Origin of the sequence: Microcoleus sp. A003_D6 (assembly GCF_036702825.1) — a bacterium.
Taxonomy (GTDB): Bacteria; Cyanobacteriota; Cyanobacteriia; order Cyanobacteriales; family Microcoleaceae; genus Microcoleus.
The window spans coordinates 1-23662 of record NZ_JAUBWA010000019.1 but is presented as its reverse complement, the minus strand read 5'-3'; the positions used below and the strand labels follow the sequence as shown (position 1 = coordinate 23662).

Below are 23662 nucleotides of genomic sequence, written 5' to 3'. Positions count from 1 at the left end.
TGTCAATCTTCCTTGTCCCCCAAATCCTCCTTGTCTGCTAAACTATCAATTTTTTCATCTTTTATCCTCTTTTCTGCGCCCCTGCGCTGCCGCATCTGTTTGGCTTTGGCTTGCAAATCGCTGAACTCGTCATCGGGTTTGGTTTCGGCCCAACTAGCACCGCCGCCGGCATCTCCCGCACCCGTTTTTGAGCCGCTTTCCGATTCAGTCACGGCGGTGCGCTGCTTCTGCTGTTTGGCTTTTTCCTGCAACTGAGCTAAGTATTCGTCTGTCTGACTTTCGGGCTTGGGAAGCTCTGCGGCACTGACAGTTATTTCTTGGGGTTCCGAAGGTGCTTTTTCAGAGGTTTCTTTTTTGCTAACCCTCAGTTTATCTTTCTTTTGCTGCAATTCTTTAAAGAAATCAGATTCTGTGATTTCTGCGACTTGCTGGTCTTTTTTGGCTTGGTCTATTTCGATTTTGAAGACTTGTTTTACTCGATCGCTAATTACTTTCCCGTATCCGGCTTTATTAAATCTCTCTGCTGATACAATGCTACCGCCAGTTAGGATTAATGCGATCGCTGGCGCTGCCACAGGAACCCACCCTCCCAACAGAAAAATCCCAAAGCTAATCGCGCAACACCCGGACAGTATTGCTCCGAATGTCAGCGCCAACTGCGCTGGGTGAGCCATCCGCGATGCCAAGGTTCCTCCCACAATTGACCATCCCGAAATCCACAGGATTTCAACCCATTCCGGCCAAAACCAAAACATCGGTCTGTTGTCTAAAACTGCACTCAAAATTTGGCTGACTACTTGTGCGTGTGCTACGATTCCGGGCATGAACTGGTTGTTTTGTTTTCGCCCATTACTGTAAGGAGTATAAAAGAAATCTTTAACGGTTTCTGTGGTGTAACCGATGAGCACTATTTTATCTTTAACTAAATTTGGGTCAACTTTCCCTTCTAAAACATCTGTAATTGTGACTTGGTTTGCGACTTGCCGCCGGGAACGATAGTTAATCAATATTTGATATCCCCTGGTATCGGCATTGTTGTATCCTCCGTCATTGCTTTCTAGTTGTTTTAATTGGGTTTTTCCCAGCCAGAAAGATCGATCTAGTGCCATTTGGGGATAGATTTTTTCCTCTTGCAGGTAGCGGAGTGTTAGCTGGAGGTTGAAGGAAGCTAAAACTTGAGAATTGTCATTACAAAGATGTTTTTCCACCGAGGAGTTGCCCTCAATTTTCGGCGGTTTCATAAATAATAAAGCCCTGCGGAGTATGCCGCCCGGATCTACTCCGAAATCTGCAAATCCTACGCGGTTTTCTGGCATTCCTGGGGGAGGCGGAGAACCCGGATTGTCCGGGTCTCCGTCGGTGACTAAACATACTCCGATAATTCGATCGCTTTTTTGTAAAACTTTAGTTAATTCCTCGCGCCCGTCTCCTAAAGGTACGTCTCGCAGTACGTCTAAACCGATGACTGCCGGCTGCATTTTGTCTAGTTTTTGTAAGATTTCAGCTATTTTGCGATCGGATATCGGCCACTGTTTCAGTTTCTGAATGTCTGCTTCGGTAATCCCCACAACTAGCAAGCGCGAGTCTGGCTTTTCGTCGGGACGCCACCTCAGCATTTGATCGTAAGCGCTTAATTCTATTGGTTCGAGTATTCCTAGCTGTCTGGCCCCCATCAAGGATAATGTTACTGCCGCGCTGGCAATTAATACAGACTTAGCAAATGCTAGTGATGGTTTATACCTTTGACTCAATTGAGCCGCTGCCGATCGAATTTTGTTAGATATTTTACTCATTATCCCAGGATAAAAGTTTGACTTGTTTCTGGAACAGCAGTTGTTTCGCCTTTGCCGCCTGCCGGAGACTTCCTCCATCTTAGAACACCCGGAAACTCCGACCGCTTTGTAACAAAATTTTACACTTCGCTGCGAGCAATTGTATGCAATGATACTCGCGACCTAGACCGCCTGAGTTTGCAGACGTAGAATCCACTTGCCGATCGAATTAATTAATGTTATTGATGATATGTCAAGGTTCAAATTGTGTATCTGCGCCCTCGACTAGCCGCTCAAAAATATTTGTCGCCATCAGCGAATGCCTGTGTTTGCAATATTATAGTCAGGAACTCTTGGCTCAAGCCACTGAGCTTGTAATTTTTTACAAGCTGTTCTGACCAGACCCCTCTTTTGAGGAGACGTTATTCAGGTCACGACACCGGAGAATGCGACGCCAGTTTTCCGCTCTGTCATCTGCAATTAAATAGTTTTAAAGTCACTGAAACAGTGTTGCAGGTCTAACAAGCCTTTATAACCAGGTCGAGGCGAACATTACCCGAAAGGGATTTGGAGACAACCATATCTCCACAGAGGGGCAACCATACCCCTCTACCCCGCAAGGGGGATTCAAGACGATTGAAATCGCCTGGTCGTTTTCCTCTCAGGACTAAAGTCTCTGAGCTTCTCACTTACCGAGCTTTTTTGTGAAAGGTACAACAAAATGAAACGTTTTCTACATCGGGCTACACTTGCGGTCGCCGTAGCTGCGATCGCAGCTACCGTCCCCAGTTCACTTGCACCGATGCCGGCCGGGTCCCAGCCGCTTCTGCTGAGTCAGAATGTTAATTTCAAGCCTCCCGACGTAACCGCCCCCGGCAGCCGACAAGGAGGGACACATCGCGGCAGCAAGCTTTGTCCGGCGGGTTTATCTATTACTCCTTTAGTGCCTCCTAGTAATATTGGTTTAACCCTAACAGAGTCTCCCACAATTTTTGTTTATGTTCCTCAAACCTCGGCCGAAATAGAGTTTACTTTGCTCAGCGACAACGAGGAGAAAGTGGTCTACGAAAAAACATTTAAACTTGACAAATCCGGGATTGTTGGAGTTAGCATTCCTGCTACCGCCGACAATAACAAATCCCTTGAAGTTGGCAAGCGATACGTGTGGTCGTTTTCGATGGTTTGCGACCCCGAAGACCGATCGGCGGATTTAGTTGTTAAAGGGTTTGTGCAGCGCATAGAAGCACAGGCAACTCTCAAGAGCGATTTGGCAAATCCCGACCCGATGACTAGGCTCAACGTTTACGCTAAAAATGGGATTTGGTACGAAACTCTCGCTACTTTAGCGCAAATGCGGCGCCAGACACCGGGGGATGCGAGGCTGACAGCCAAGTGGACGCAATTGTTGCAGTCCCAAGGACTGGAATCAGTTGCAGCTCAACCGCTCGTTGGGCCTCTTTAAAGCTCGCTATTTCTTGAAGTTTTGTCGGTCTTCCGATTGCGATGCGAATGACAAATTTACTCGATCGCGCCCGGAGTTTTAACCCCGGGCGCGATCGGTAGACTGCAATCGATTGCCGATCGACCCCTAGTTCAGTCTTTTTAATAACGACTGCTGACTAATCACTGCTGAGTGTTTGCACAGTCAATTCTTCAATTCTTCAATCCAGTGACCGAAAGCAGCCACGGTACAAGCCCCCGGATTTATCGGTGCAGAACTAAAAAACATAGTATCCGATAACAAGTCCCCGGATCGATCCGCGAGGTCGCTTTCTTCAATTCTTCAATCCAAAATCTAAAATCTAAAATCTAAAATCGATTGATGGCTAATAACTTTCCGACTATTCTAGCTCTTGATTTTGACGGTGTGATTTGTGACGGACTAATCGAATATTTCCAAACAGCTTGGCGTACCTACTGTCAAATCTGGAAACCAGTCGAAACAGTGCCAGATCCAGATTTAGCTTTGAGTTTTTACCGAGTGCGGCCCGCCATCGAAACCGGTTGGGAAATGCCGCTGCTGATTCGCGCACTGCTGACAGGAATTACGGAAGAGCAAATTTTGCAGGAGTGGCCGAATATAGTACCGCATTTATTGACCGAAAATAATTTGAAAGCGCAGTCTGTCGGCGCTATGTTAGACGGATTGCGCGATAATTGGATTGCTGAGGATTTAGCTGGGTGGCTGTCTTTGCACCGCTTTTATCCAGGGGTAGCCGATCGCTTGCACTCGTTGCAGGATAGTTCGGTGAAAGTGGCGATCGTCACTACGAAGGAAGGCCGTTTTGTGCGGGAACTTTTGCAGCTAGCAGGCGTACAAATGCCGTCGGAGTTGATTTTTGGTAAGGAATACAACAAGCCGAAACACCAAATTTTGCGGGAATTTTTGGCCGCGTCTGGCAAAGATTCGACTATTTGGTTTGTGGAAGATCGGTTAAAAACTTTGCTGTCGGTGAAGCAGCAGCCGGATTTATCTCAGGTGAGGTTATTTTTGGCTGATTGGGGTTACAATACTTTGGCAGAACGGGCATCTGTGGCTCAAAATCCACCAGTTCAATTGCTTTCTCTGTCGCAGTTTGCGGGAGATTTTGCCGATTGGCTGCCGCTCGAATGTTGATGTTAGATTTGTTTGCACTTGTGATTTTTTTCGCTTTTCAGAGTCAAAAAAAAATCACAAAATTTTACATCTTTTTTGTTGACTTTTGCGGCGCTGGCATGGTATATTAATATAATCGGATGGTGGCAAAAATATTATTTTTGCCACCATCCCATTATAAGATATATAATAACAGGATTTCCCGAAAAAAGCAAGGATATCGATAAAAAAAATGATTTTTTTTTATACAGTCTTGGAGGTACTATTGACCTGAGAAATCGGTTTTTTTTACAGTTTCTTCGGGCTGCAACGAAGTATTTTAGTTGATGAAACTCGGTTTATGACAAAAAAAGCAAGCTTCGGAACCCAAAATTTGAAAAGTGTTTTGATAATTTCTCAGCTTGAAAGCTTTCTAATATTGAGACTTAAAACCCATGCTCGATTTAACTAAAGCAGCCAAGGCAATGCAGGGAATGAGCCAACATTTGAATGTGGAAGCGGCTGCCGCTCGCCAGCGTTTGGAAGTGGCTCAGAATTTGCTGGTCAAGGCTGCTGCGGGACAGGCAAAATTGGTGGAATTGCAAGAGAGTTGGCGCGATCGCACTTTATTCAATGCTGCCACGCCGATCGAGCCATTGTCCGATCGCACCTACATCACCGCACCCCCCGCCGCCCACACAGTCTTCGCCACAGACGGCTCGCAAATTTCCCCCAACCATCACGAAATAGCCTACTGCTACCTGCTCAATGTCGGCACAGTCATGCTGCACTACGGACAAAGCCGCCACCCTGTTTTAGACAGCGTGCCCGAGGTTTTCTACAAACCCGAAGACTTGTACGGTTCGCGGCAGTGGGGAATTAGAACCGAAGAATGGATGGGATACCGGCGGGCAGTTTCCGAAGCAATTGCTTTGGCAGAAATGGGCGAGAATTGGGCAAAAGTTAACGGCAATAAATTGCCTGCGCCAGCTTTAGCAATGGTAGACGGTTCCCTGATTTATTGGTTTTTGGAACAGTTACCCAGCGAAGCGCGCGATCGAATTTTGCTGCCAATTTTAGAAGCTTGGGACAAGTTGCGTTTAGCAGGAATTCCCCTGTTAGGATACTTAAGCGCTTCTCGCAGCAGCGAAAGCTTATCTTTTTTGCGGTTTGAAGCTTGCACCCACGAAGTACCAGACTGCATGACAAACTGCCCGAACGTCGGATTTGCCGCCACAATTTCTTTCGCCGAAAAAGCACCTTGTCAACAATTTGAACCTCTGCGGGATGCCATTTTGTGGGCAACAATCCTGTCACCGGGACAAAGGAGTCCTTTGTGGAAATCCCAAGCTCGCATTTTAGATTTGTACGGTCTTAATTCCGTCTATTTCTGTTACGTTCACGTCGGCACAGAAATTGCTAGAATAGAAGTGCCGGAATGGGTAGCACAAGATCCAGCACAGCTAGATTTAGCATTAGGAATGATGCTAGCTCAAGTACACAAAGGCGGCGGCTATCCGGTGACGCTAGCAGAAGCCCACAACCAAGCAGTTGTCACTGGGGGCGATCGAACTCGCTTTTTCGCTTTGTTAGAGCAGCAAATGATTAAAGCCGGCTTAAAAAATGTTGGAATTTCTTATAAGGAAACACGGAAGCGCGGCAGTATTGCTTAAAGTAATAAGCTGTTACGCATTTAAAATAGTATTGTAGGGTGCGTCAGCCCTTTATCGTTTCCCTTGTAAGCGTAAGTGTTCTAGCTGACGCACCCTACAGGCCTCGTTAGTGGTTTAAATGCTCCACAGCTTAAGTACAGTTCTCGACGCAGAAACCGGGTTTTTTACAGAAATACTGAAATTGAGCCTTTAACATAGATGAAAAACCCGGTTTCTTTGGTATGAATGCGTAAGTTATGTAGAGTTAAAATAGAGTTAAAACTGTTATATGCCCATAGAACTAATTATCTTAATTGCTTCGTTACTTGTATCTTGGCTGGTGTTTAATTGGGCGTTTAAAGTGTTGAAAGCCAGCATCGGGACAGCGATTTCTTTAGCAGCAATTGTGCTGGCGATGCAGTTATTGTTTGGCATCGGGCCAAATCAACTTTTCCAACATATAATTCACCTGCCGGAAACCCTGGGGAAAATGATTTCGGGCAAGTGATCCGATTTTAGATTTTAGATTTTAGATTTTAGATTCTTTTAGATACCCGACTTCTTGAAGAAGTCGGGTATCTGGGTATTCCGAGAATTTTACCCTCTTATCGATAATTCATCCGTGTATCCGTGTCAAAATCCGTGTCGTGCTTTCCTTCATATACTCACATCTTGCACCATTCTCAAGAACAGGCAAGATGCCTGTTCCACAAAGAGTGAATTGTCTTGTGGAACAGGCATCTTGCCTGTTCATAAAAAGCTTATTGAGGAGGGTGCAACATCTCAGTATATTAACTTCCCAGCATTTGCAACTTGTACAAACTGGCATACAAACCTTCTAGCTGCAACAATTCTTCGTGGCTGCCAGACTCTACTAACTGCCCGCGTTTGAGCACTAAAATACGATCGACATTTCGGATAGTCGATAGCCTGTGAGCAATAATTATCGCCGTTCTGTCCGCCATCAAACGCTCTAGAGCTTCTTGAATTAAAGCTTCCGTCCCCACATCCAAACTAGCAGTTGCCTCGTCTAGAACTAAAATACTGGGATTGCGAATGGCCGCGCGAGCAAATGCTAATAATTGCTTTTGTCCCCCCGAAAGATTGGTTCCCCGTTCCCGCAATTGCGTATCGTAACCTTGAGGCAACTGTTCGATTAAACGGGCAACATTTGTCTTTTCTGCTGCTGCTTGAATTTCCTCAATCGAGTAATTTTCTCCCAAGCTAATATTGCTCTTCACATCGCCAGCAAATAAAAATCCATCTTGGATAATCACGCCTATGTGCCGCCGCAACTCTGCTTGAGGCAAATCCCGAATATCCACATGATTAACCAGAATCCGCCCTTGAGTAGGTTCGTAAAGGCGGCAGAGGAGACGGATAATCGAACTTTTGCCTGCACCGGTGGGGCCGACTAATGCTACTTTTTCGCCGGATTTGATGGTAAAATTGAGATTTTGCAGGACGTATTCGTTTTCTTTGTACGCAAACCAAACATTGTCAAACTGAATTTCTCCCGATTCAGAATTCTGCGATTTGACATTTTCTCCTCCCCGAAGCTTCGGGGGGTTGGGATTGTTAGGCAATAAACGATATTCTGAACTTGCTGGATTTTGATGATTATCTGCCAATCCTCGATCGAACGGAGACAAGTTGTAAGCCGTTGCCTCTGGATGTCCCGTTATCAACAACGGTGAATAACCTGCCCTTCTTCCTTCTTCCCTCTTCCCTCTTCCTTCTTCCTTCTTCCCTCGGGCTTCAAACATCCGTGTATCCGTGTCAAAATCCGTGTTGTGCCCTTCCTTCTTCCCGCTAGTTGGATCTTTAATTTCAATCGGTTCGTTGAGAATATCGCTAATCCGTTCTACAGCGGTAAATCCTGCTTGAATTGCAGTGAATTTCTCAGCAAATTGCCGCAGCGGATCGAAAAGACGCTGAGCAAATAAAATAAATGCCGAGAGAGTACCGAAATTAAGATCACCGGCTAAAACCCTTTGGCCGCCCATCCACAAAACGGCTGCAATCGCCACTAAAGCAATCCATTCTAATGTCGCAGATACTGCTGAGTCGTAAAAAATCGTTTGATCGACTGCTTTAATGTAGAGTTTATTGGTGATCCTAAACAATTCTGAGTTGAATCTTTCGCGGCGGAATAGCTGCACTACGCCAATACCAGTCAAGTTTTCTTGCAGTTGTGAGTTAAGGTCTGAAAGTTCTTCTCTTGTAGTGTAATTTGCTATGCGATATTGGTTCTGGAAATAAATTATGACTGCGGTAATGGGTATCATCATCAGCACCAACATTAAAGCTAGCTGCCACTGCATGGTAAACATGAAAACGGCAATTACTAAAATTGAAAATAAATCGCTGACAATGCCGATCGCCCCTGAAGAGAAAACCTCTCCCAAAGCTTCCACATCGCTGGTGAGGCGAGTCATCAATTTACCTACAGGAGTGCGATCGAAAAATCTCACGGCTAGCGATGTGACGTGCGCGAACAAATCATTTCTAATATCAGTAGTAATTATTTGCCCTACTTTCGTGACTAAATAGCCTTGAACTGATTGCAGTGCCAATCTAACTGCTATAGTTAGCATGAGCAAAACTGCCAGAAGATTCAATGCAGCAGATAAAGGCAATCCGCGCAAGAATTCGTAGGTAGGTTCCGAACGAATTACCGAAATTGCCTGTCCGATTAGAATCGGCTGAATTGCTCCTGAGACTGCTAGCGGTACTAATAGTGCGATCGAAATAATCAGCAAGCGTTTGCTGCGGGTTGCGTAAGATGCCAACCTCATGAATAACCGCCAGTCTGTTTCCTGGCCGGATTTGTTTTTGGTATCTGCTACTGGTGAGGAAATGGTCATTGACAGAAAAAATGGTATAATACATCCAATTAATAAGTGTAACAAATAGAATCAATATTTTCCACGAATATCAGTAACAGGCAAGATGCCTGTTGCACAAAGAGTGTTTTCTTGTAATAGGAGGTTGAGTTGAGGAAGGAAACCCAACTAAAATGTTTGTAGCCATACAACACTGGTATCATAATCTAGTGGTAGAAATTATATTAATTATGCACGAAATAGAGACAGCCCGATTGTATCTGAGACAATTTACGCCCGACGACTTAGATGAGCTGTACCGCATCTACAGCGATTCAGAAGTGATGAAGTATCTGAGCGAAGGCGTCAGAAATAGAGAAGAAACAGCAGCCGATTTATTTAAGATAATCGCAGATTGGGAAAAACACGCTTTCGGTTTGTGGGCTGTTGTCAATAAAGAAAATAACCAATTGATCGGCGACGGGGGGCTTCGCTTTTTAGGCAAAACACCTGAAGTAGAAGTCGGTTACGTGTTAGCAAAAGCTTATTGGGGGAAAGGTTTAGCATCGGAAGTTGCAGCGGCGACGCTCAAGTACGGATTTGAAGTATTGAAACTAGAAAAAATTGTGGCTGTTGCAGATACCGAAAACATCGCCTCGCGGCGGGTAATGGAAAAAATGGGGATGAAATACCAGCATAACCTCGACGATTCCGATCGAGTATATTATTCAATCTCGCGAGAAATCTACCAGTCAAAAGTAGTTGAGTTGAGTTGAGGAAGGAAACCCAACTAAAATGTTTGTAGCAAGACTTATCAAAACTGGTATCATAATCTAGTGGTAGAAATTAAATTAATTATGCACGAAATAGAGACAGCCCGATTGTATCTGAGACAATTTACGCCCGACGACTTAGACGATCTGTACCGCATCTACAGCGATCCGGAAATAATGAAATACCTCACAGGAGTTAAAACTAGAGAAGCAACAGAAATCGCCATTCATGCTATGCTCAAAGGTTGGGCAGAAAACAACTTCGGAATGTGGGCTTTAGTACATAAAATAGACCGTAAATTGATCGGTCGCTGCGGACTTGCTTTTCTGGATCGGACACCGGAAGTTGAGCTGGGCTATGCGATCGACAAAGTTTATTGGAATCAAGGATTGGTGACAGAAGCATCTTTTGCTAGTCTAAATTATGGATTTGAAATATTAAAGTTAGAGAGAATAGTTGCGATCGCACGCCCAGAAAATATCGCCTCGCAGCGGGTGATACAGAAAGTTGGTATGAAATATGAAAAAAATGCTCGTTATTACGAAACCGATGTACTGTATTACTCTATCTCGCGAGAAACCTACGAGTCAAAAGTAGTTTTGTAGGGTGTGCGTTGCACACCTTACTGCATTTAAATTACTCACATTGCACTTGGTCATTATTGTCGGCTGACAACTACGAAGTCCTTTGCAACTGCTTGTTAACTTTTTGAATTTTCTTAGCAAAATACTCTTGTCTGTGTCCCAATCTTTTAGCCACGTCCAACCCTTTTTGATAGGATTCCAAAGCTTTATCGTAAGCCTTCATCTCTTGATAAACTTGACCGATATTGTCGTAAGCGTTCATCAATCCGTAGAAATTGTAAGCCCGTTCTTCTAACAGCAACTGCATTTGATAAATCCGCAAAGTCGGCTCCCACTGCTTTTGCGCTCGGTAAAGCAATGCTAATTTATCTAAAGCTTCGCTCGCCTGAGCATACTGTTGAATGGGGACGGCTAAATTGTAGGCTTCCTGATAGTATTGAGCTGCTAAATTGATTTGACCTATGGTTTGGTAATCGGTGGCGATCGCAATTTTGAGCGGTGGTATAGCACTCGGGTTTTGCAGGTTGAGATACACTGAGGCTAGTTTTTCCCTGGCTGCGATCGCCTTTAGGGGTTGTTTCGACTGCTGGTAAACGTAGGCCAACTGTCTCAGAGTATCTACCTCAGTTGGAGGAGTTACAGGCTGCGGCGGCGCACCGTTTCCCGCAACTACAGCCGCATTTTGCACAGCAGAATTAGCAGCAAATAAAGCGCGGTTTTCCTGAATTAAAGTTGCCAATTCCTCATACACGGGAGCCGCTTTATCGTAACTCAACCAATTGATGTGAATTAGCCCGATCGCCTTCAAAATCTGACCTTCAGCCAATATATCTTGGTTTTGGCGCGCATTTTCGAGAATTTCTTGGTAAACTTCTACAGTCGGGCCTTTAGCGCGCACCTGCTGAAAAGCCGCAGCCAGGGCGGGGAGCAACTCAGTATTAAGTGGTACTTGGGATTTGACTTGTTTTTGAATTGCTTGCAACCGTTTAGTAATAAGCTGTAATTCCAGGTTTTTACCGTTACTCCAAGCAACACTTCCCACCCGACTCAAAGCAGCAATTTCCGCCTCCGGGCCCAGATACCTCCGCAGCCGCAATTCTCGGAACCAAATTTCAAAAGCACCCGGGCTGTCTCCAGCTTGCAGTTTAGCCGCTGCTTCTAAGTTTAACTCCTCCAAAGCCGCTGTCAGTTCGTCCCGCTGAGTGCTGCTCAAAGATTCATTAGCGGGAGCTAGGGGATCGGGTGTGGTAATTTCTAGAGGATTAGGAGAAAATTGATCCAGGGCTGGTGGATTAGTTTGGGCGCTAGCAATAGAACCAGCACACAGCCACAAGAAAAGCAAGCACCCAATTGGCACAGAATTTCTCATTCTTAAAATTTGGTTGCCGCGATTCGGCATTCCTTCTCGAAAGATCAAATTTTGCATATCTACAAAACGGTATAAATTATGTTACAAAGATGGCACAAAAGCAAACTGTTCAACAAGAGCAACAAAATAAAACTTACCGCACTGAGCAATTCTTTTGATTTAAAGGCGTTGGGCGATCCTCTTCGAGGGCTTCGCCAACGCATTTTGCGCTTATTCAGTTTAGCCCTAATTTTGTTAACTGTTTGCACAGCTTGCGCCCCCCCTCCCGCCGCTGCTAGAGACCGCTCTTTTCCAGAAATGTCCTTGGACTTTTTGGGCGAGTACCAATTGCCAAAAATCAATTTTGAAGGAGCACCAGTCGGCGGTTTGTCAGGAATTACCTACGACCCCAAAGGTATTAGCGCAGTCACTTCCAAAGCTTATCGCTTTTATGCTCTTTCCGACGACCCTAGCGAAAACGGAGAAGCCCGATTTTACAGTCTCAGACTCGACCTCACATCAAGCGATCCAGCAAATATTCGCCTGAAAAAAGTTGCCGTTGAAGGCGTTACCTCCCTGAAAAAAGCAGACGGTGAAACCTTCTCTTGGGGTTCCATCAATCCCGAAGGGATAGCCCTTTCTCCCCGCAATTCAGTATTTGTCGCCAGTGAAGGCGTTACTCATGTTGGCATCCCTCCTTTTCTAGGTGAATTCGACCTCAAAACAGGGAAATTGCGGGGAAATTTGCCAATTCCCAAACGCTACATTCCCGATGCCAGCGATGAAAAACAGCAGCAAGGAGTAGTTGACAATTTAGGTTTTGAATCTTTAACTATCGACCCAGAAACCTTTAGCCCGGGCGGTCTAGATCCGTTTCGTTTGTTTGCAGCTACGGAAGCGCCGTTAATGCAAGATTCAGACCCAGAACAGGCAAGCAAACTCCGTCTTTTACATTATATCATCGTAGATAAAACGCCGCAATTAGTCTCGGAAAATCTTTACACGCTAGACCAAGTTCCCATGACTATTTTGAACGGTTTAACAGAATTAGTAACTGTCGGTGGCGGTCAGATTCTGAGTTTAGAACGTTCTTTTGGGCTGTCGGGATACAGCGCTAGGATTTATCAAGTAGCGGTTGGGGCGGCTACAGATACTTCGAGAATCCAGAGTTTTAAAGGGCGAGTGGCAACGGTCGAACCTGTTAAGAAAAAGTTGCTTCTGGACTTGAGCCAACTCGGAATTCCGCTGTACAATTTAGAGGGGATGACCCTCGGCCCGCGCTTGCCAGATGGCAGCAAAAGTCTAGTTTTGGTCAGCGATGACAATTTTGATGAAGCGCAAAAAACTCAGTTTATTTTGTTGAGTTTGAAGGGCCAAGTTTAGGTCAGAAGGGCGGGCTAGAAGCCCACCCCACCCCACAAGAAGATTTATTGTTTGTGAAACAGGCATCTTGCCTGTTTATCAAAACAGTACAATAAAATTCACTCTTTGTGGAACAGGCATATTGCCTGTTCCTAAAAAAGTTAAATCACATTACAAAAAGATTTATTGTTTGTAAAATAGACCCGCAAGCCTGTTGAGGAAAACCGTACAATAAAACACCCTCTTTGTGGAACAGGCATCTTGCCTGTTCATAAAAAAGTTAAATCACATTTATCCACCTATAAAATACCCGAATTATGCCAAACTGTAAGACTTTACAATTACCAGAAATCGAACTTTCATACCTAGAATGGCAGCCAGAAACTGGGCAAGAAAAACATCCCCGTTTGCTGCTGCTGCACGGTTTAGCAGATAGTGCGTGTGTCTGGACTGGCTTGGGCAATTACTTGTCCAACCGCTATCATATTGTAGCGCCAGATATGCGCGGTCACGGAGAAAGTAGCAAACCGAAAACAGGCTATACTTTTAAAAGCGCGATCGCAGATTTAGAAGCTTTGATGGCACATCTCAACTGGACTGATGCACACATTTTAGGACATTCTTGGACGGGAAAACTAGCAGCGATTTGGGCGAGGGAAAATCCCGATCGCTTTTGCAGTATGATTTTAGTAGACCCCATCTTCATCACCAAAATGCCCGCCGCGATGAAACTCACTCTGCCAATTGTTTACCGAAAATTAGACTGTCTCAAATGTGTGGGCCCGTTTGCGACTTTATCCCAAGCAGAAGCAGCAGCAAAACAATCGGGAGAATACGCAGATTGGAGTGACGTGCAGCAAATGGTATTCCAACAGCAAATCGAACAAAAATCAGACGGAAATTGGGGCAGTAAATTTGTGATTCCCGCCAGAAATCAGATTTTTGCCGAAGTAATGAAAGTTGCCGGTTTAACTGAATATATTGATATTCTGACTTTGTTTGTACAGCCGGAAAAAGGCGTAAATCGCATGGCTTGGCAAATGCAGCCGTATCAGACATACTTGAAAAATCTTACCGTTGCAAAAGTACCGGGGAATCACTGGTCTTTTTTGACTCAACCGGAAACTTTTAATCAAACTGTGGCAGATTTTTTAGAGGGCACAAAACAGTGAATGTAGAAATTATCGCACATCGGGGATTTTCGGCGATCGCCCCTGAGAATACTTTAGCAGCTTTTGAACTGGCGATCGCCCGCGGAGCTCATTCGATCGAATTTGACATCCAGCTATCCGCCGACAACGTACCAGTGATTTTTCACGACGCCACATTAGATAGAATCACGGGCGTTTCTGGCAAAGTTAGGGAAACCACCCTGTCACAATTGCAAACACTTAATGCGGGAAAATGGTTTAGCGATGAATTTTCGCCAGAAAAAATTCCTACCTTAAAAGAATCATTAGCTACATTCAAAAATGTTGACAAATTTCTTTACTTTGATGTCAAGCCGCACTGCGAGTGGTCTGATGCAGATGTAGCGGATTTTGTCAATACTTTGAACGGTGCGGGAATCAAAGAAAAATGCGTTATTACCTCGTTTAGCGACAAATTTTTGGAACAAGTGCGGCGGCTATCTGGCGATTTGGCGATCGGACACATTGTTGCTAATCTAGAAGCATACAACACTCAATTAGCTCGAGCTGTGGCGTATCGGCATAATTTGATTAGCAGCCAGTATCGCGTGTTGCTGGAAAACCCCGCACTCATTCAAGAAAGCCGGAGTCAGGGAGTTGACATTGTGGCCTGGACGGTGGACGATCGAGCGGATATGCAAAAGTTAATTGATTTGGGTATAACGCGGATAGTCACTAATTGTTTGATATGATTTTTTTAACCGCAGATTAACGCAGATTAACGCAGATAAGAGATGAATTATTTTCGCAAAAGCATCCACGAAATGTCTGGCTATGTGCCGGGAGAACAGCCACCGCTAGGCACAAAAATTATTAAACTAAATTCTAATGAAAATCCCTATCCGCCTTCTCCCAAAGCCTTAAAAGTGCTTCAGGAAATAGACGGAGAAATGCTGCGGCGCTATCCAGATCCAACTGGCAAAATTTTCCGCATTGCTGCTAGTCAAGTTTTGGGAGTGGCTGACGATTGGATTGCGGTAGGTAACGGCAGCGACGATTTATTAAACTTGATTGTTCGCGCTGTGGGGGAATCAGGGAAACAGATTGTTTGTCCCGCGCCTACCTATGTATTGTACCGCACTTTGGCAGAAATTCAAGATGCAGAATTTGTTGAAGTTCCTTATCCAGACGACTACCAGTTACCAGTCGATTTGCTAATAGCAGCCCAGGGTGCAGTGACATTTGTAGCTTCGCCAAACAGTCCCTCGGGAACAGCCATATCTGTTGCAGATTTGGAGAAACTGGCTAAAGAGTTATCGGGCATTCTGGTAATTGACGAAGCTTATGTAGATTTCGCCGAAGAAAATGCTTTGGAGTTGACAAAAAACTACAGTAATGTTATAGTTTTGAGGACGCTTTCAAAAGGTTATTCCCTAGCAGGATTGAGGTTGGGTTTTGCCATAGCAAATCCGGCGCTGCTGGCAGAATTAAATAAAATCAAAGACAGCTACAATGTGGATGTTTTAGCCTATGCAGTGGGGGCAGGTGCGATCGCACATCAAGAGCACAAAACAGCCAACGCCGAAAAGATTAAGGCTTCGCGAGCAAAACTAGCCGTTAGCTTCAAGGAATTAGGCTTTGAAGTTTGGCCCTCGCAAACCAACTTTTTGTTAGTGCGGCCACCAAACGGCGATGCAGAAAGAATTTATCAAACACTGAAAGTACGGGGAATATTGATTCGATACTTCAATCAGCCGCGATTAGAAGACAAGTTGCGGATTAGTGTAGGTACGGAGGAACAAAATCAAATATTGGTTAAAACTTTGAAAGAAATCCTATAAATAGCGATCGCAGCAATATAGATTCGTAGTGAGAACTTCAGTCCGCATCTATCAAAGGACTAAAGTCCTAACTACAAACCATTTGATTACGGATAATTATTAGGATTGTCGATCGCCAACCCTTCTGAATGAGCAATATTCAGCAATCGATTGTCCGCCGAAACAAAAACCAGTTGAGTATCTGGCACGGAAACGAGAGTAGATTGAACGCGCAAAGCCGAGGCTAATTGCACAGAATCATAAGCCCGTAGCGGGTTTTGCATCACCAGTGCGCCCGCTGTTTCTATCAAAGTGCGATCGACTTCAAGAACTTCATACTGATTGTCAAAATCCGTACGAAAATCTCCCCTAAGTTGGTCAACCTCATCGACAGATAGAGTACCCTCTCGTTGACGGCGTGAAAAAGCGCTGCATACCTCCACCCAAGTAATCTGAGAAATCGCGAGAAAGTTACCTGCTGCTGGAAGAGTAATTGATTGAATCCAATTACTTCCCAATTCAGGCACATACCGTTTAACCAAAGCGCTGGTGTCTAAGAAATAGGCATTTACCACGGGCCGCGATCCTCAATAACGATTTCAGAAAGAGGTTTCCCCACTCTTCCCTTGAGTTTTTCAAACAGTTCGCGCCGCTTTTGTTCTGCCGCTGCATCTAGCTTACCCTGTTTCTTTGGCAAACGCACCAATCCCCGTACATCCATCAACTTAATCGCTTTTTCGCGATCGCCCTTGAGTTCTTCCTGCGACACTTCCGCTACAATTGTGATTTGCACAGTGTCCCCATCATTCAATGATAAAGGACTCAGGGGACGAAAAACCCCGTTTTCGTACACAGCAGCAATAGTTTCTGGCATAATTAGCCTCTTAATTAAATGCTTTGACTTATTGTACTTCTTTTAGAGTTTTCAGTAGGGTGCGTCAGTTGTGATTATTTTTGCTCCAAACAAACCATCTCGTCACTGACGCACCTGATAACAAATGGTGCGTCAGAATAATACTTTCGGCGCTGATTTAAAATCTCAAAACTGACGCACCCTACCACTTATTGTACTTCTTTTAATTACTTCGTTGCCACCACCGCCAAATTCCAAGCTAAGCGATTCATCAAAGGCAACTTTTTCAAAAACCCATCCAACTCTTCCAACCGAGAGTATTCCGGTTTCAATCTCTCTTGTTCAATGATAATCTTTTTCCAATAACGCTCCTCATTCGGATGCACTTTTTCTATCAAATAAAAGCGCAAAAAAATCCACAGCGCCGTCAACCAAAACGTATCGTAAGCCGTCTCCGAAAACAAAGACTTGACAAATTTCACAATATTAATATCCAAAGGAGTTTCATCCTCCGTCCGCACCTCAGTCGCCATTCTGCGGTAAACATTAATCACCGGATTGTGCTTCATCGGGTCCCAAAAACAAGCTTTACCCCCAGGCTTCAGCACGCGGTGCATTTCGCGAATAGCCTTGGATGGTTCCGGCAAATGGTGCAGCAAATTAGAAGCGTAAACAATATCAAAACTGTTGTCCGGGAAATCCATAGCCATTGCATTTACAGTGCAGCCCTCTATTGTGACGCCGTTTTTCTCGGCTAATTTCAGAGCAACTTCTACCATGCCCTGAGAATAGTCAGCGGCTACACAGTGCGCGCCTTTTTTAGCAAAATAAACGCTGTTTTCTCCGGCGCCGCAGCCTAAATCTAACAAGCGTTTGCCCGTAATATCGCCCAGTTGCTTGAGGATAAATCTATTTTCTGGGGCGGTACAAGCTTCAAAGTAATCATTGACCCGAATGCCGTCAACATCAATTGTGGATGCCCAAGCATCGTGGAATTGTCGCTCTTTTTTTAAAGTTTCGTCTTGCATTTTTTCTGGGGGGGTGACAAATATAGCTAGGAACCATGCCTGAGTAAGGTTGCAGCTCTGAGTCCATGTCGATAAGAGTGACACTTATTGCGAGTTAACTTCAATTTCTCAAACTAAAAATTGAGAACGGGTTCGTTGTCTTTGGAAGTGACCCTGATAGAATTTAGGTAACATATATTTTTATAGGTCGAGTTTAACTTTCATTACTCCTATATTTTTTTAACACAAGTCGGTCAAATATGAGCCATGTCTGGGTTTCCGGCGGGGTTGTCACCCCGCCAGCGCCACTCTATTAAAACATATTTGCAGCACTTGGATCGGGCGCGATCGTTGAACCCCTTGTTGCTCTTTCCAATTGTTGATTGGAGTTGGAGTAGCTATGTACGGACTGGTTGCCGTGATTCGCTAATCAACAAATCACATTACCTGAGTTACTGACTGTTTTATTTTTCCGTTCTGTAAAACCTACTCATAACTACCAAGAGTAGCTGTAGGGTGCTTTTCGGTAGACCTTACGAGAGCTTTAGAGTGCGCCCAAAACCACCTCGCGAGTAGCTGTACGGTACAGGACAATACGACCTCACGAGTAGCTGTACGGTACAGGACAATACGACCTCACGAGTAGCTGTAGTTTATCCTATATACAAATATATTACCCAATTGAGCGAGACAAAAAGTGATATAATACCAGCTAATTAATTGCAGGAGATCGATCGCACATCAAATGGATTACAAAACAGCCCGCAGTTTTCTGATCGACCAAGGAACCGCCCTCGAAACCAAGAAAAATCCCGACGCCTTCCTGATGCGTCTCAAACAAGGTCAGCCGCCCGTACCCGGACAGGTGACATCAATTTTATTAGCTTTAAAAATATTGTTTGAAGGCCTGCAAGAATCTCCAATGCTCGATCGGCAATTAATCTCGGCACTGCATTTACTCTCAGTAGAAGGTTTGCTGCAATTTGAAGCAGGACTCCGCAAAGGAGTTGCTTGGCCGCCGCTGCTGAAAGAAGACTTAAATCGAATTGCCATCGCCGTCAAGAATATCTTTTCCGGCGTCTGGCAATAGTTTAGCTCAGTCAACTCCCGATGTTTAACAATAGAAATTGTCAAACTCTACTCGCGAAAGCTTTCCAGCGATGCCAAAAGAGCCGGCAGTCCCGCCAGCGTCGCCGACACCAAAGCCTCATCTTTGTAAACTCGCGATGCTCGGACAAAGTGGATACTTTTAGACGCAGAGGTGATAGAGCCTCGCAGTTCCGAGTTGCCGGTTTCAACCCGCCCTAAATTTTTTGTTCTTCGCGTCAGCCCAAACATAGCAGTATCCTCAGTTTATCCCTAGTTTATCCCTAGATATACGCCCGTAAAGTTTCTCAGGGCTTGGCTCAATACTTCTATTATTACTCATATAGGTAACAGAGATGAAACCTTGAAATAATTATTCACGATAGGCAGGGATCAAGTGAAACTACATACAAGCCCTTATTAATTTGTTACTGGCCCCTCCTGTTTAAGCCGATCGCCCACAGCGACTCAGACACCAGACAGCAACATCACCGATTTCACAGAAAAAACTCGTATCAATGATGCTAACTCTTAGCGCAACAACAGTTCTAGCTCAAATCAGACCGACCGTGCAAAGCTTGCCCGACGGAGACTACCGCTACCGAGACTCGTTTGCGATCGATCGACCTTTCAGAGAAATCCAATTTCGCAAACAAGACAGATACATCACCGGCAGCGACTCCGACAAACGCACGGGAAAAAGTTACTGCTTCCGGGGAATCCCCCAGCACAACAACATTATTAACATCACCGTAGCGATCGAAATTTCCCCAAAAAAAGCACAGCAAACCGAGTGGAAATTGGCACCGGGAAGCCCAATTAATTTCGACAAGCTTTATCCGCTGCAAGCTGGGCCGGGATTAGAATTGTACAAATGTCTGACAGCATTTTTGCCAAAATTGAAAGAGTCATCAGTCATCAGTCATCAGTTAGATCGAAATCATCATTTTCGGAGTGCAGTGCGAGCGTCCCCGATCGCGATTCAAAAGGCCCGCGCTCCATACAGTGCCAGCGTCCCCGATCGCGATTTAAAGCGCCTGCTCGCTGCTGAGAACACGCGAGCGGGGACGCTCGCACTCGGATATAATTCCGATATAACCCGATTTAATTTAACCTAAGAACCGGCATTTTCCAATTCTTGCCGCAGCATTTCCCGGTAGACTTTCGGCAAACTAGAACTCATAGAATTGTTCTCAATTCCATATCCCAAACTCGTCCAAGTTCCCGAAAGCATCCGCAATACCTCAGTTAATCTTTCCTGCCGCAGCATCTGTGAAATATCAGCTTTCCAAAACTTGCGATCGCTCAACCAAGCATAAACCACAGCATCCTGATCTTCCGGTTCAAAACTGTAATCTTCCCAAAATAAAAAATTAGCACGGCGCGCCTGATAGCGCTTAGCCTTCTCCTTCCAAGTCGAAGTCAGAAATTGATACCTGCCCGCTGCCGTAGTACACTTGCCCCGATTCGGGCCATTAACAATCTTCACGCACCAGTCAGGATGGCGGCTCAAATCTAATATGTATTTGCCACCGTAAACAACGTGATAAGGGCGAGAAACATTCGACTCGCTAGCAGAAATAGTACGCATCAGCGCCCGAATGTAAGGATCGCCTGTTTTCATAGCCAGCGGCGGCGATTTGCTAACCTCACTCGCCGACTGTGACAACTGCTGATTTCCCCGCAAATTGGCAACTAAAAAAACACCGCCGCCAATCACAGCGCCGATTAAAAGTAGAAATCCGAGGATTTGAATTTCCGATCGCCTCAGCAAACCCCTTTTTCGACGGCCCAATTTCTCAGCTTCTAGCCAAGTCATTTCCATTTCCGCAATTTCAACCCATTTTCGAGCCGCCCGCATCCGGCGCACCAGAAAATCGTATTGATATAGCGGCGCGGCTAACAGCGTTAAACTCGATAAAGCCCCCGCCAATTTAATCAGCCAGAAATCTAATTCACCGGCTACGGCAACATTTGTTAGAGTAGATATTCCTGTGAGTAACTGAGCCGGATCGATCGATCGCGCCGGCCAATAAAAAATCGCAAGTTGCACCAACAGCGACAGATTGAATGCAAAAAAAATCACTACTAAAGCATTCAAGCCTTCTCGCAAGTGCGATCGAATACCAGTATGCCGGCGCTTGAACTTGCGCGCAACGCGAAAGCGCCCCGGCAGCATAATTAGTAAGGGATTTAAGATTTTGACGGCGAACAAGTGAAACACAAAAAACAAAGGCAACTGAATCAGCCAAGCCGCCAGCAGTAGAGTCAGAAAGCCGATATCATCGCTGACAAAAGGAATGCCCCTGCGAAGGACAAAACTAAAACTCTGAGCGAGAGCAAATGCCCTTAACCACGAAATCGGATAGGGGAACCAAGCTGGCCACTTGAGAGTTTTCATGCTGGGAAAGAGAAATTTCAACGGCGAATCGTAAAACTATTAAGATTTTGCCAGATTTGGCGATCGGAAAATTGGTGTAGCGTGCCTCAGCCCAAATTTTTGACCCAACTCACATCTTGCACCATTCTCGATCGGCCTTTTTTGGGCGGGATCTCCTGCCCAACCCCTACTCCCCACAAGAAAATGCACTTTTTGTGGAACAGGCCCGAAAGCCTGTTCTTGACAACGGTGCAACATCTCAGATCCAAATCAAATTGTTTTTTGTCTGGCGCACCGAACCCAAGCGGAGCTAATTCAATCAAATCACACTGGCAAACAACTCCTCAAAACTCTTTGGCGCAGCGTCCGACTTCGCCACAATTTCCACAACCCGGTTGCGAGAAGCCGGCTGAAACAGCGCCTCCACGCACACTTGGGCTACCTTAGTACGGGGAATGCTACCGTCTGATAGTTTGTCCGCAGCAGCCATGACGATCGCATCTGAAGTATCCTCATTTTTGAGACCGCCCGGACGGACGATCGTATAAGTCAAACCGCTTTTTTGCAAATACTCCTCCGCCTGCTTTTTCCAAACCAGAATCAGCCAAAACAGATTCAGCGGGTGAAAAAAGTTAGAGACGCACAGAGAAGTCACAAGCACAAAATGCTCAATTCCCTTAGCCTTAGCTGCATCCACCAAATTTTTAGTACCTTCAAAATCCACCTTGTAAGGCGCTGTCGGGTCAAAACCAGGGGCCGCCCCTGTCGCGCACAGCAACACCGTACTGTCGCCGATCGCATCGCCCAGAGAAGTCGCATTTAATACATCGCCTGTCACTAACTCTGCCTCCGGTGGTAAAATTTGCCTAGCTGTCTCTAGATTTCGGACTAAGGCGCGCACGGGAATGCCCCGCTTGACTAATTCTGTGACGATTCTGCGCCCAGTCTGACCTGTGGCTCCTGCTACAAATGCTTTCATAAGTGGAGTTATGCTGAACTAGGGTAAGTTTTGTTGCTATCTATTTCTCAATTGTAGGGAGGAAACTCCCTTACCACATCCCCAACCCGATCGATTGGCGTGTATAACAGGAGAGCATACGATGAAGCAGGATTCCGCTGAATATCAAACTGTTGAAGCTTCTGACGAAAATTACTACCCAGATGCGAGTTTTGCGCCGCCCGAGAGTAGAGGTGCGGATGCAGCAGAGGAACTTGAGCCGATTTGGTTTCACACGCATTTTGAAGACAGCATGGAGATGTACGCGGATGCGGAGACGGTGGCGAAGCATTTGAACAACCACAAGATTTGGTTTTGTCAGTGCGCTTGGCCGATGAAGGCCGAGCCGATCGGCGAAAACGGCTACGATTTATTAGTCGGGCGTTTTGGGGCTTTCGGCTACCGCGTTGAAGCGAGAATTGGTTTAGAGTTGCTGCCGCCTGACGCTGAAGGCTGCTATTTGATTAAGACTATTCCGGTTCCGAATTATACCTCGCCTGGATATGAAGTGGATTTTCGATCGGCGATGAAGCTAGTGGAGATACCGTCTGACGAGTTTGCCGCCGATTGGCCTGCGTCGGAACGTGCTAAGCTGCCGCCTGCGATTACCAGTGCGACGTGGAAGCTGGATTTGGCTGTGGGAGTTTGCTTTCCCAAGTTTATTCGATCGATGTCTCAACCTTTAATTGAAAAAACGGGCGATGCGCTTTTGGAAAAAATCATCAAACAAGTTAACCGCCGCTTGACTTATAAAACTCAGCTTCTTTTTCACGATAGTTTGGGCATTCCTTTTCCGAAAAATCCTAAGAAGCATTAACAATACTTACGCTCTAACTCAAATTTGTAGGGTGCGCACTGCGCACCTTACCCCTTGAAGCAATTCCTTAGACCTAGATAGCAACTGGGGTAAACTTTAATTTTAGGGTTTAGCTAGGTGTAACTCTACAAAGGGAGTCTCCACCCTCCCGAAGTAAACCATTTCTAATAACATTTGTTCAATTGCTTCGCCGGAATAAATAATCTTACTTCTAGGATCAATATTTTTTTGATAGCTGAATCTAAATTGATATTTATCTGGTTTGAGTCCTCCAGAAACCCAAATACTACCATCTCCAAAATCTATGGTTAGCTCTGCCTGATTACCCTTGCGCCAAAAGAGGATAGTATAGGGGAAAAAGGTCACACTTTCTCCAGGCAGCGCTAAAATAAAATCCGATTCCGAGGGTAATATAAGTATATTGCTGTTTCTACCCCACTCTCTGATTTTGCCATCCGGTTCCCGAAGTTCTGGAATTAATGTTGTATATCCACTGAAATAAAGAGGGATCGGAGTACCGTTGGTAATTTTCATCCCTAACTCTACAGAGGTATAACCATGCGAGTTAGATTTTTTTACGGGAACACTCAGCACACGGTTGGGCAGGGCGAACGCATCTAAATTTTATGTTAACAGAATATGGTATATTGGAGAGTAATTATTGATTACATACGAAACAT

Annotated in this window: 23 protein-coding genes; 13 read left to right on the top strand and 10 right to left on the bottom strand. The window is 45.2% G+C overall.

Annotated features, from left to right (window positions below; genetic code table 11):
* Window positions 1-2: 2 nt before the first annotated feature.
* On the bottom strand, window positions 3-1793 hold the full coding sequence (locus QUB70_RS07910; protein WP_332979471.1) for a CHASE2 domain-containing protein: 1791 nt from the start codon (window positions 1791-1793) through the stop codon (window positions 3-5).
* A gap of 700 nt (window positions 1794-2493) precedes the next feature.
* On the opposite strand from QUB70_RS07910, the gene QUB70_RS07905 reads away from it, so the two are divergent.
* The 4 genes from QUB70_RS07905 (at window position 2494) to QUB70_RS07890 (ending at window position 6507) form a co-directional block, all read left to right on the top strand.
* Window positions 2494-3234 (top strand): DUF928 domain-containing protein, encoded by a 741-nt coding sequence (locus QUB70_RS07905; protein ID WP_332979469.1) that lies wholly within the window; start codon window positions 2494-2496, stop codon window positions 3232-3234.
* 360 nt (window positions 3235-3594) lie between these two features.
* Window positions 3595-4389 (top strand): HAD family hydrolase, encoded by a 795-nt coding sequence (locus QUB70_RS07900; protein ID WP_332979468.1) that lies wholly within the window; start codon window positions 3595-3597, stop codon window positions 4387-4389.
* 413 nt (window positions 4390-4802) lie between these two features.
* A complete protein-coding gene (locus QUB70_RS07895) occupies window positions 4803-6020 on the top strand; it encodes a DNA double-strand break repair nuclease NurA (RefSeq protein ID WP_332979467.1) in 1218 nt (405 codons plus the stop codon).
* 268 nt (window positions 6021-6288) lie between these two features.
* Window positions 6289-6507 carry a hypothetical protein gene (locus QUB70_RS07890; RefSeq protein WP_332979465.1) on the top strand — a complete coding sequence of 73 codons (219 nt, stop codon included), beginning with the start codon at window positions 6289-6291 and terminating at the stop codon, window positions 6505-6507.
* Between the two features lie 283 nt (window positions 6508-6790).
* Here QUB70_RS07890 and QUB70_RS07885 read toward each other — a convergent pair whose 3' ends face one another.
* Window positions 6791-8866, bottom strand: a complete 2076-nt coding sequence (locus tag QUB70_RS07885; protein ID WP_332979464.1) for an ABC transporter ATP-binding protein — start codon at window positions 8864-8866, stop codon at window positions 6791-6793.
* Window positions 8867-9018: 152 nt separating this feature from the next.
* Between QUB70_RS07885 and QUB70_RS07880 the strand changes: the two genes are divergently transcribed.
* Both QUB70_RS07880 and QUB70_RS07875 read left to right on the top strand, forming a co-directional pair.
* Complete coding sequence (locus QUB70_RS07880) at window positions 9019-9600, top strand: GNAT family N-acetyltransferase (RefSeq protein ID WP_332979463.1); 582 nt, start codon at window positions 9019-9021, stop codon at window positions 9598-9600.
* Between the two features lie 81 nt (window positions 9601-9681).
* Window positions 9682-10203 carry a GNAT family N-acetyltransferase gene (locus QUB70_RS07875; protein ID WP_332979462.1) on the top strand — a complete coding sequence of 174 codons (522 nt, stop codon included), beginning with the start codon at window positions 9682-9684 and terminating at the stop codon, window positions 10201-10203.
* Between the two features lie 70 nt (window positions 10204-10273).
* Here the strand turns inward: QUB70_RS07875 and QUB70_RS07870 are convergent, their stop codons facing one another.
* The gene (locus QUB70_RS07870) at window positions 10274-11608 is read right to left on the bottom strand and encodes a tetratricopeptide repeat protein (protein WP_332979461.1); all 1335 of its coding nucleotides are present in this window, start codon (window positions 11606-11608) and stop codon (window positions 10274-10276) included.
* A gap of 21 nt (window positions 11609-11629) precedes the next feature.
* Between QUB70_RS07870 and QUB70_RS07865 the strand changes: the two genes are divergently transcribed.
* From QUB70_RS07865 to hisC, 4 genes are all read left to right on the top strand, one after another.
* Window positions 11630-12913, top strand: coding sequence for an esterase-like activity of phytase family protein (locus tag QUB70_RS07865; RefSeq protein ID WP_332979460.1), 1284 nt, complete (start codon window positions 11630-11632; stop codon window positions 12911-12913).
* A 296-nt stretch (window positions 12914-13209) separates the two neighbouring features.
* Entirely contained in the window at window positions 13210-14064 is an 855-nt protein-coding gene (locus QUB70_RS07860) for an alpha/beta fold hydrolase (RefSeq protein ID WP_332979459.1), read from the top strand.
* Complete coding sequence (locus QUB70_RS07855; protein ID WP_332979458.1) at window positions 14061-14774, top strand: glycerophosphodiester phosphodiesterase; 714 nt, start codon at window positions 14061-14063, stop codon at window positions 14772-14774. Before QUB70_RS07860 ends, QUB70_RS07855 begins: the two co-directional genes overlap by 4 nt.
* 42 nt (window positions 14775-14816) lie before the next feature.
* The gene (hisC, locus tag QUB70_RS07850) at window positions 14817-15863 is read left to right on the top strand and encodes a histidinol-phosphate transaminase (protein WP_332979457.1); all 1047 of its coding nucleotides are present in this window, start codon (window positions 14817-14819) and stop codon (window positions 15861-15863) included.
* A gap of 86 nt (window positions 15864-15949) precedes the next feature.
* On the opposite strand, the gene QUB70_RS07845 is transcribed toward hisC, so the two are convergent.
* The 3 genes from QUB70_RS07845 to QUB70_RS07835 form a co-directional block, all read right to left on the bottom strand.
* Window positions 15950-16417: a type II toxin-antitoxin system VapC family toxin gene (locus QUB70_RS07845; RefSeq protein WP_332979456.1), complete on the bottom strand. Its 468-nt coding sequence runs from the start codon at window positions 16415-16417 to the stop codon at window positions 15950-15952.
* On the bottom strand, window positions 16411-16716 hold the full coding sequence (locus QUB70_RS07840) for an antitoxin family protein (RefSeq protein ID WP_332979454.1): 306 nt from the start codon (window positions 16714-16716) through the stop codon (window positions 16411-16413). The genes QUB70_RS07845 and QUB70_RS07840 overlap by 7 nt, the downstream gene beginning before the upstream one ends.
* A 206-nt stretch (window positions 16717-16922) precedes the next feature.
* Window positions 16923-17723 carry a class I SAM-dependent methyltransferase gene (locus QUB70_RS07835; protein WP_332979452.1) on the bottom strand — a complete coding sequence of 267 codons (801 nt, stop codon included), beginning with the start codon at window positions 17721-17723 and terminating at the stop codon, window positions 16923-16925.
* Between the two features lie 724 nt (window positions 17724-18447).
* Between QUB70_RS07835 and QUB70_RS07830 the strand changes: the two genes are divergently transcribed.
* Window positions 18448-18792 carry a Dethiobiotin synthetase gene (locus tag QUB70_RS07830; protein WP_332979451.1) on the top strand — a complete coding sequence of 115 codons (345 nt, stop codon included), beginning with the start codon at window positions 18448-18450 and terminating at the stop codon, window positions 18790-18792.
* Window positions 18793-18839: 47 nt separating this feature from the next.
* Here the strand turns inward: QUB70_RS07830 and QUB70_RS07825 are convergent, their stop codons facing one another.
* On the bottom strand, window positions 18840-19040 hold the full coding sequence (locus QUB70_RS07825; RefSeq protein ID WP_332979450.1) for a hypothetical protein: 201 nt from the start codon (window positions 19038-19040) through the stop codon (window positions 18840-18842).
* Between the two features lie 266 nt (window positions 19041-19306).
* Between QUB70_RS07825 and QUB70_RS07820 the strand changes: the two genes are divergently transcribed.
* Window positions 19307-19906 (top strand): hypothetical protein, encoded by a 600-nt coding sequence (locus QUB70_RS07820; RefSeq protein WP_332979448.1) that lies wholly within the window; start codon window positions 19307-19309, stop codon window positions 19904-19906.
* Here QUB70_RS07820 and QUB70_RS07815 read toward each other — a convergent pair.
* Both QUB70_RS07815 and QUB70_RS07810 read right to left on the bottom strand, forming a co-directional pair.
* Window positions 19903-21189, bottom strand: coding sequence for a glycoside hydrolase family 24 protein (locus tag QUB70_RS07815; RefSeq protein WP_332979447.1), 1287 nt, complete (start codon window positions 21187-21189; stop codon window positions 19903-19905). The two genes, QUB70_RS07820 and QUB70_RS07815, sit on opposite strands and share 4 nt — an antisense overlap.
* 298 nt (window positions 21190-21487) lie before the next feature.
* Window positions 21488-22147: an NAD(P)H-binding protein gene (locus QUB70_RS07810; RefSeq protein ID WP_332979446.1), complete on the bottom strand. Its 660-nt coding sequence runs from the start codon at window positions 22145-22147 to the stop codon at window positions 21488-21490.
* Window positions 22148-22268: 121 nt separating this feature from the next.
* Here QUB70_RS07810 and QUB70_RS07805 point away from each other — a divergent pair, with 121 nt between their 5' ends.
* A complete protein-coding gene (locus QUB70_RS07805) occupies window positions 22269-22982 on the top strand; it encodes a DUF1997 domain-containing protein (protein ID WP_332979444.1) in 714 nt (237 codons plus the stop codon).
* 102 nt (window positions 22983-23084) lie between these two features.
* Here the strand turns inward: QUB70_RS07805 and QUB70_RS07800 are convergent, their stop codons facing one another.
* Window positions 23085-23516: a hypothetical protein gene (locus tag QUB70_RS07800; RefSeq protein WP_332979442.1), complete on the bottom strand. Its 432-nt coding sequence runs from the start codon at window positions 23514-23516 to the stop codon at window positions 23085-23087.
* Window positions 23517-23662: the final 146 nt, after the last annotated feature.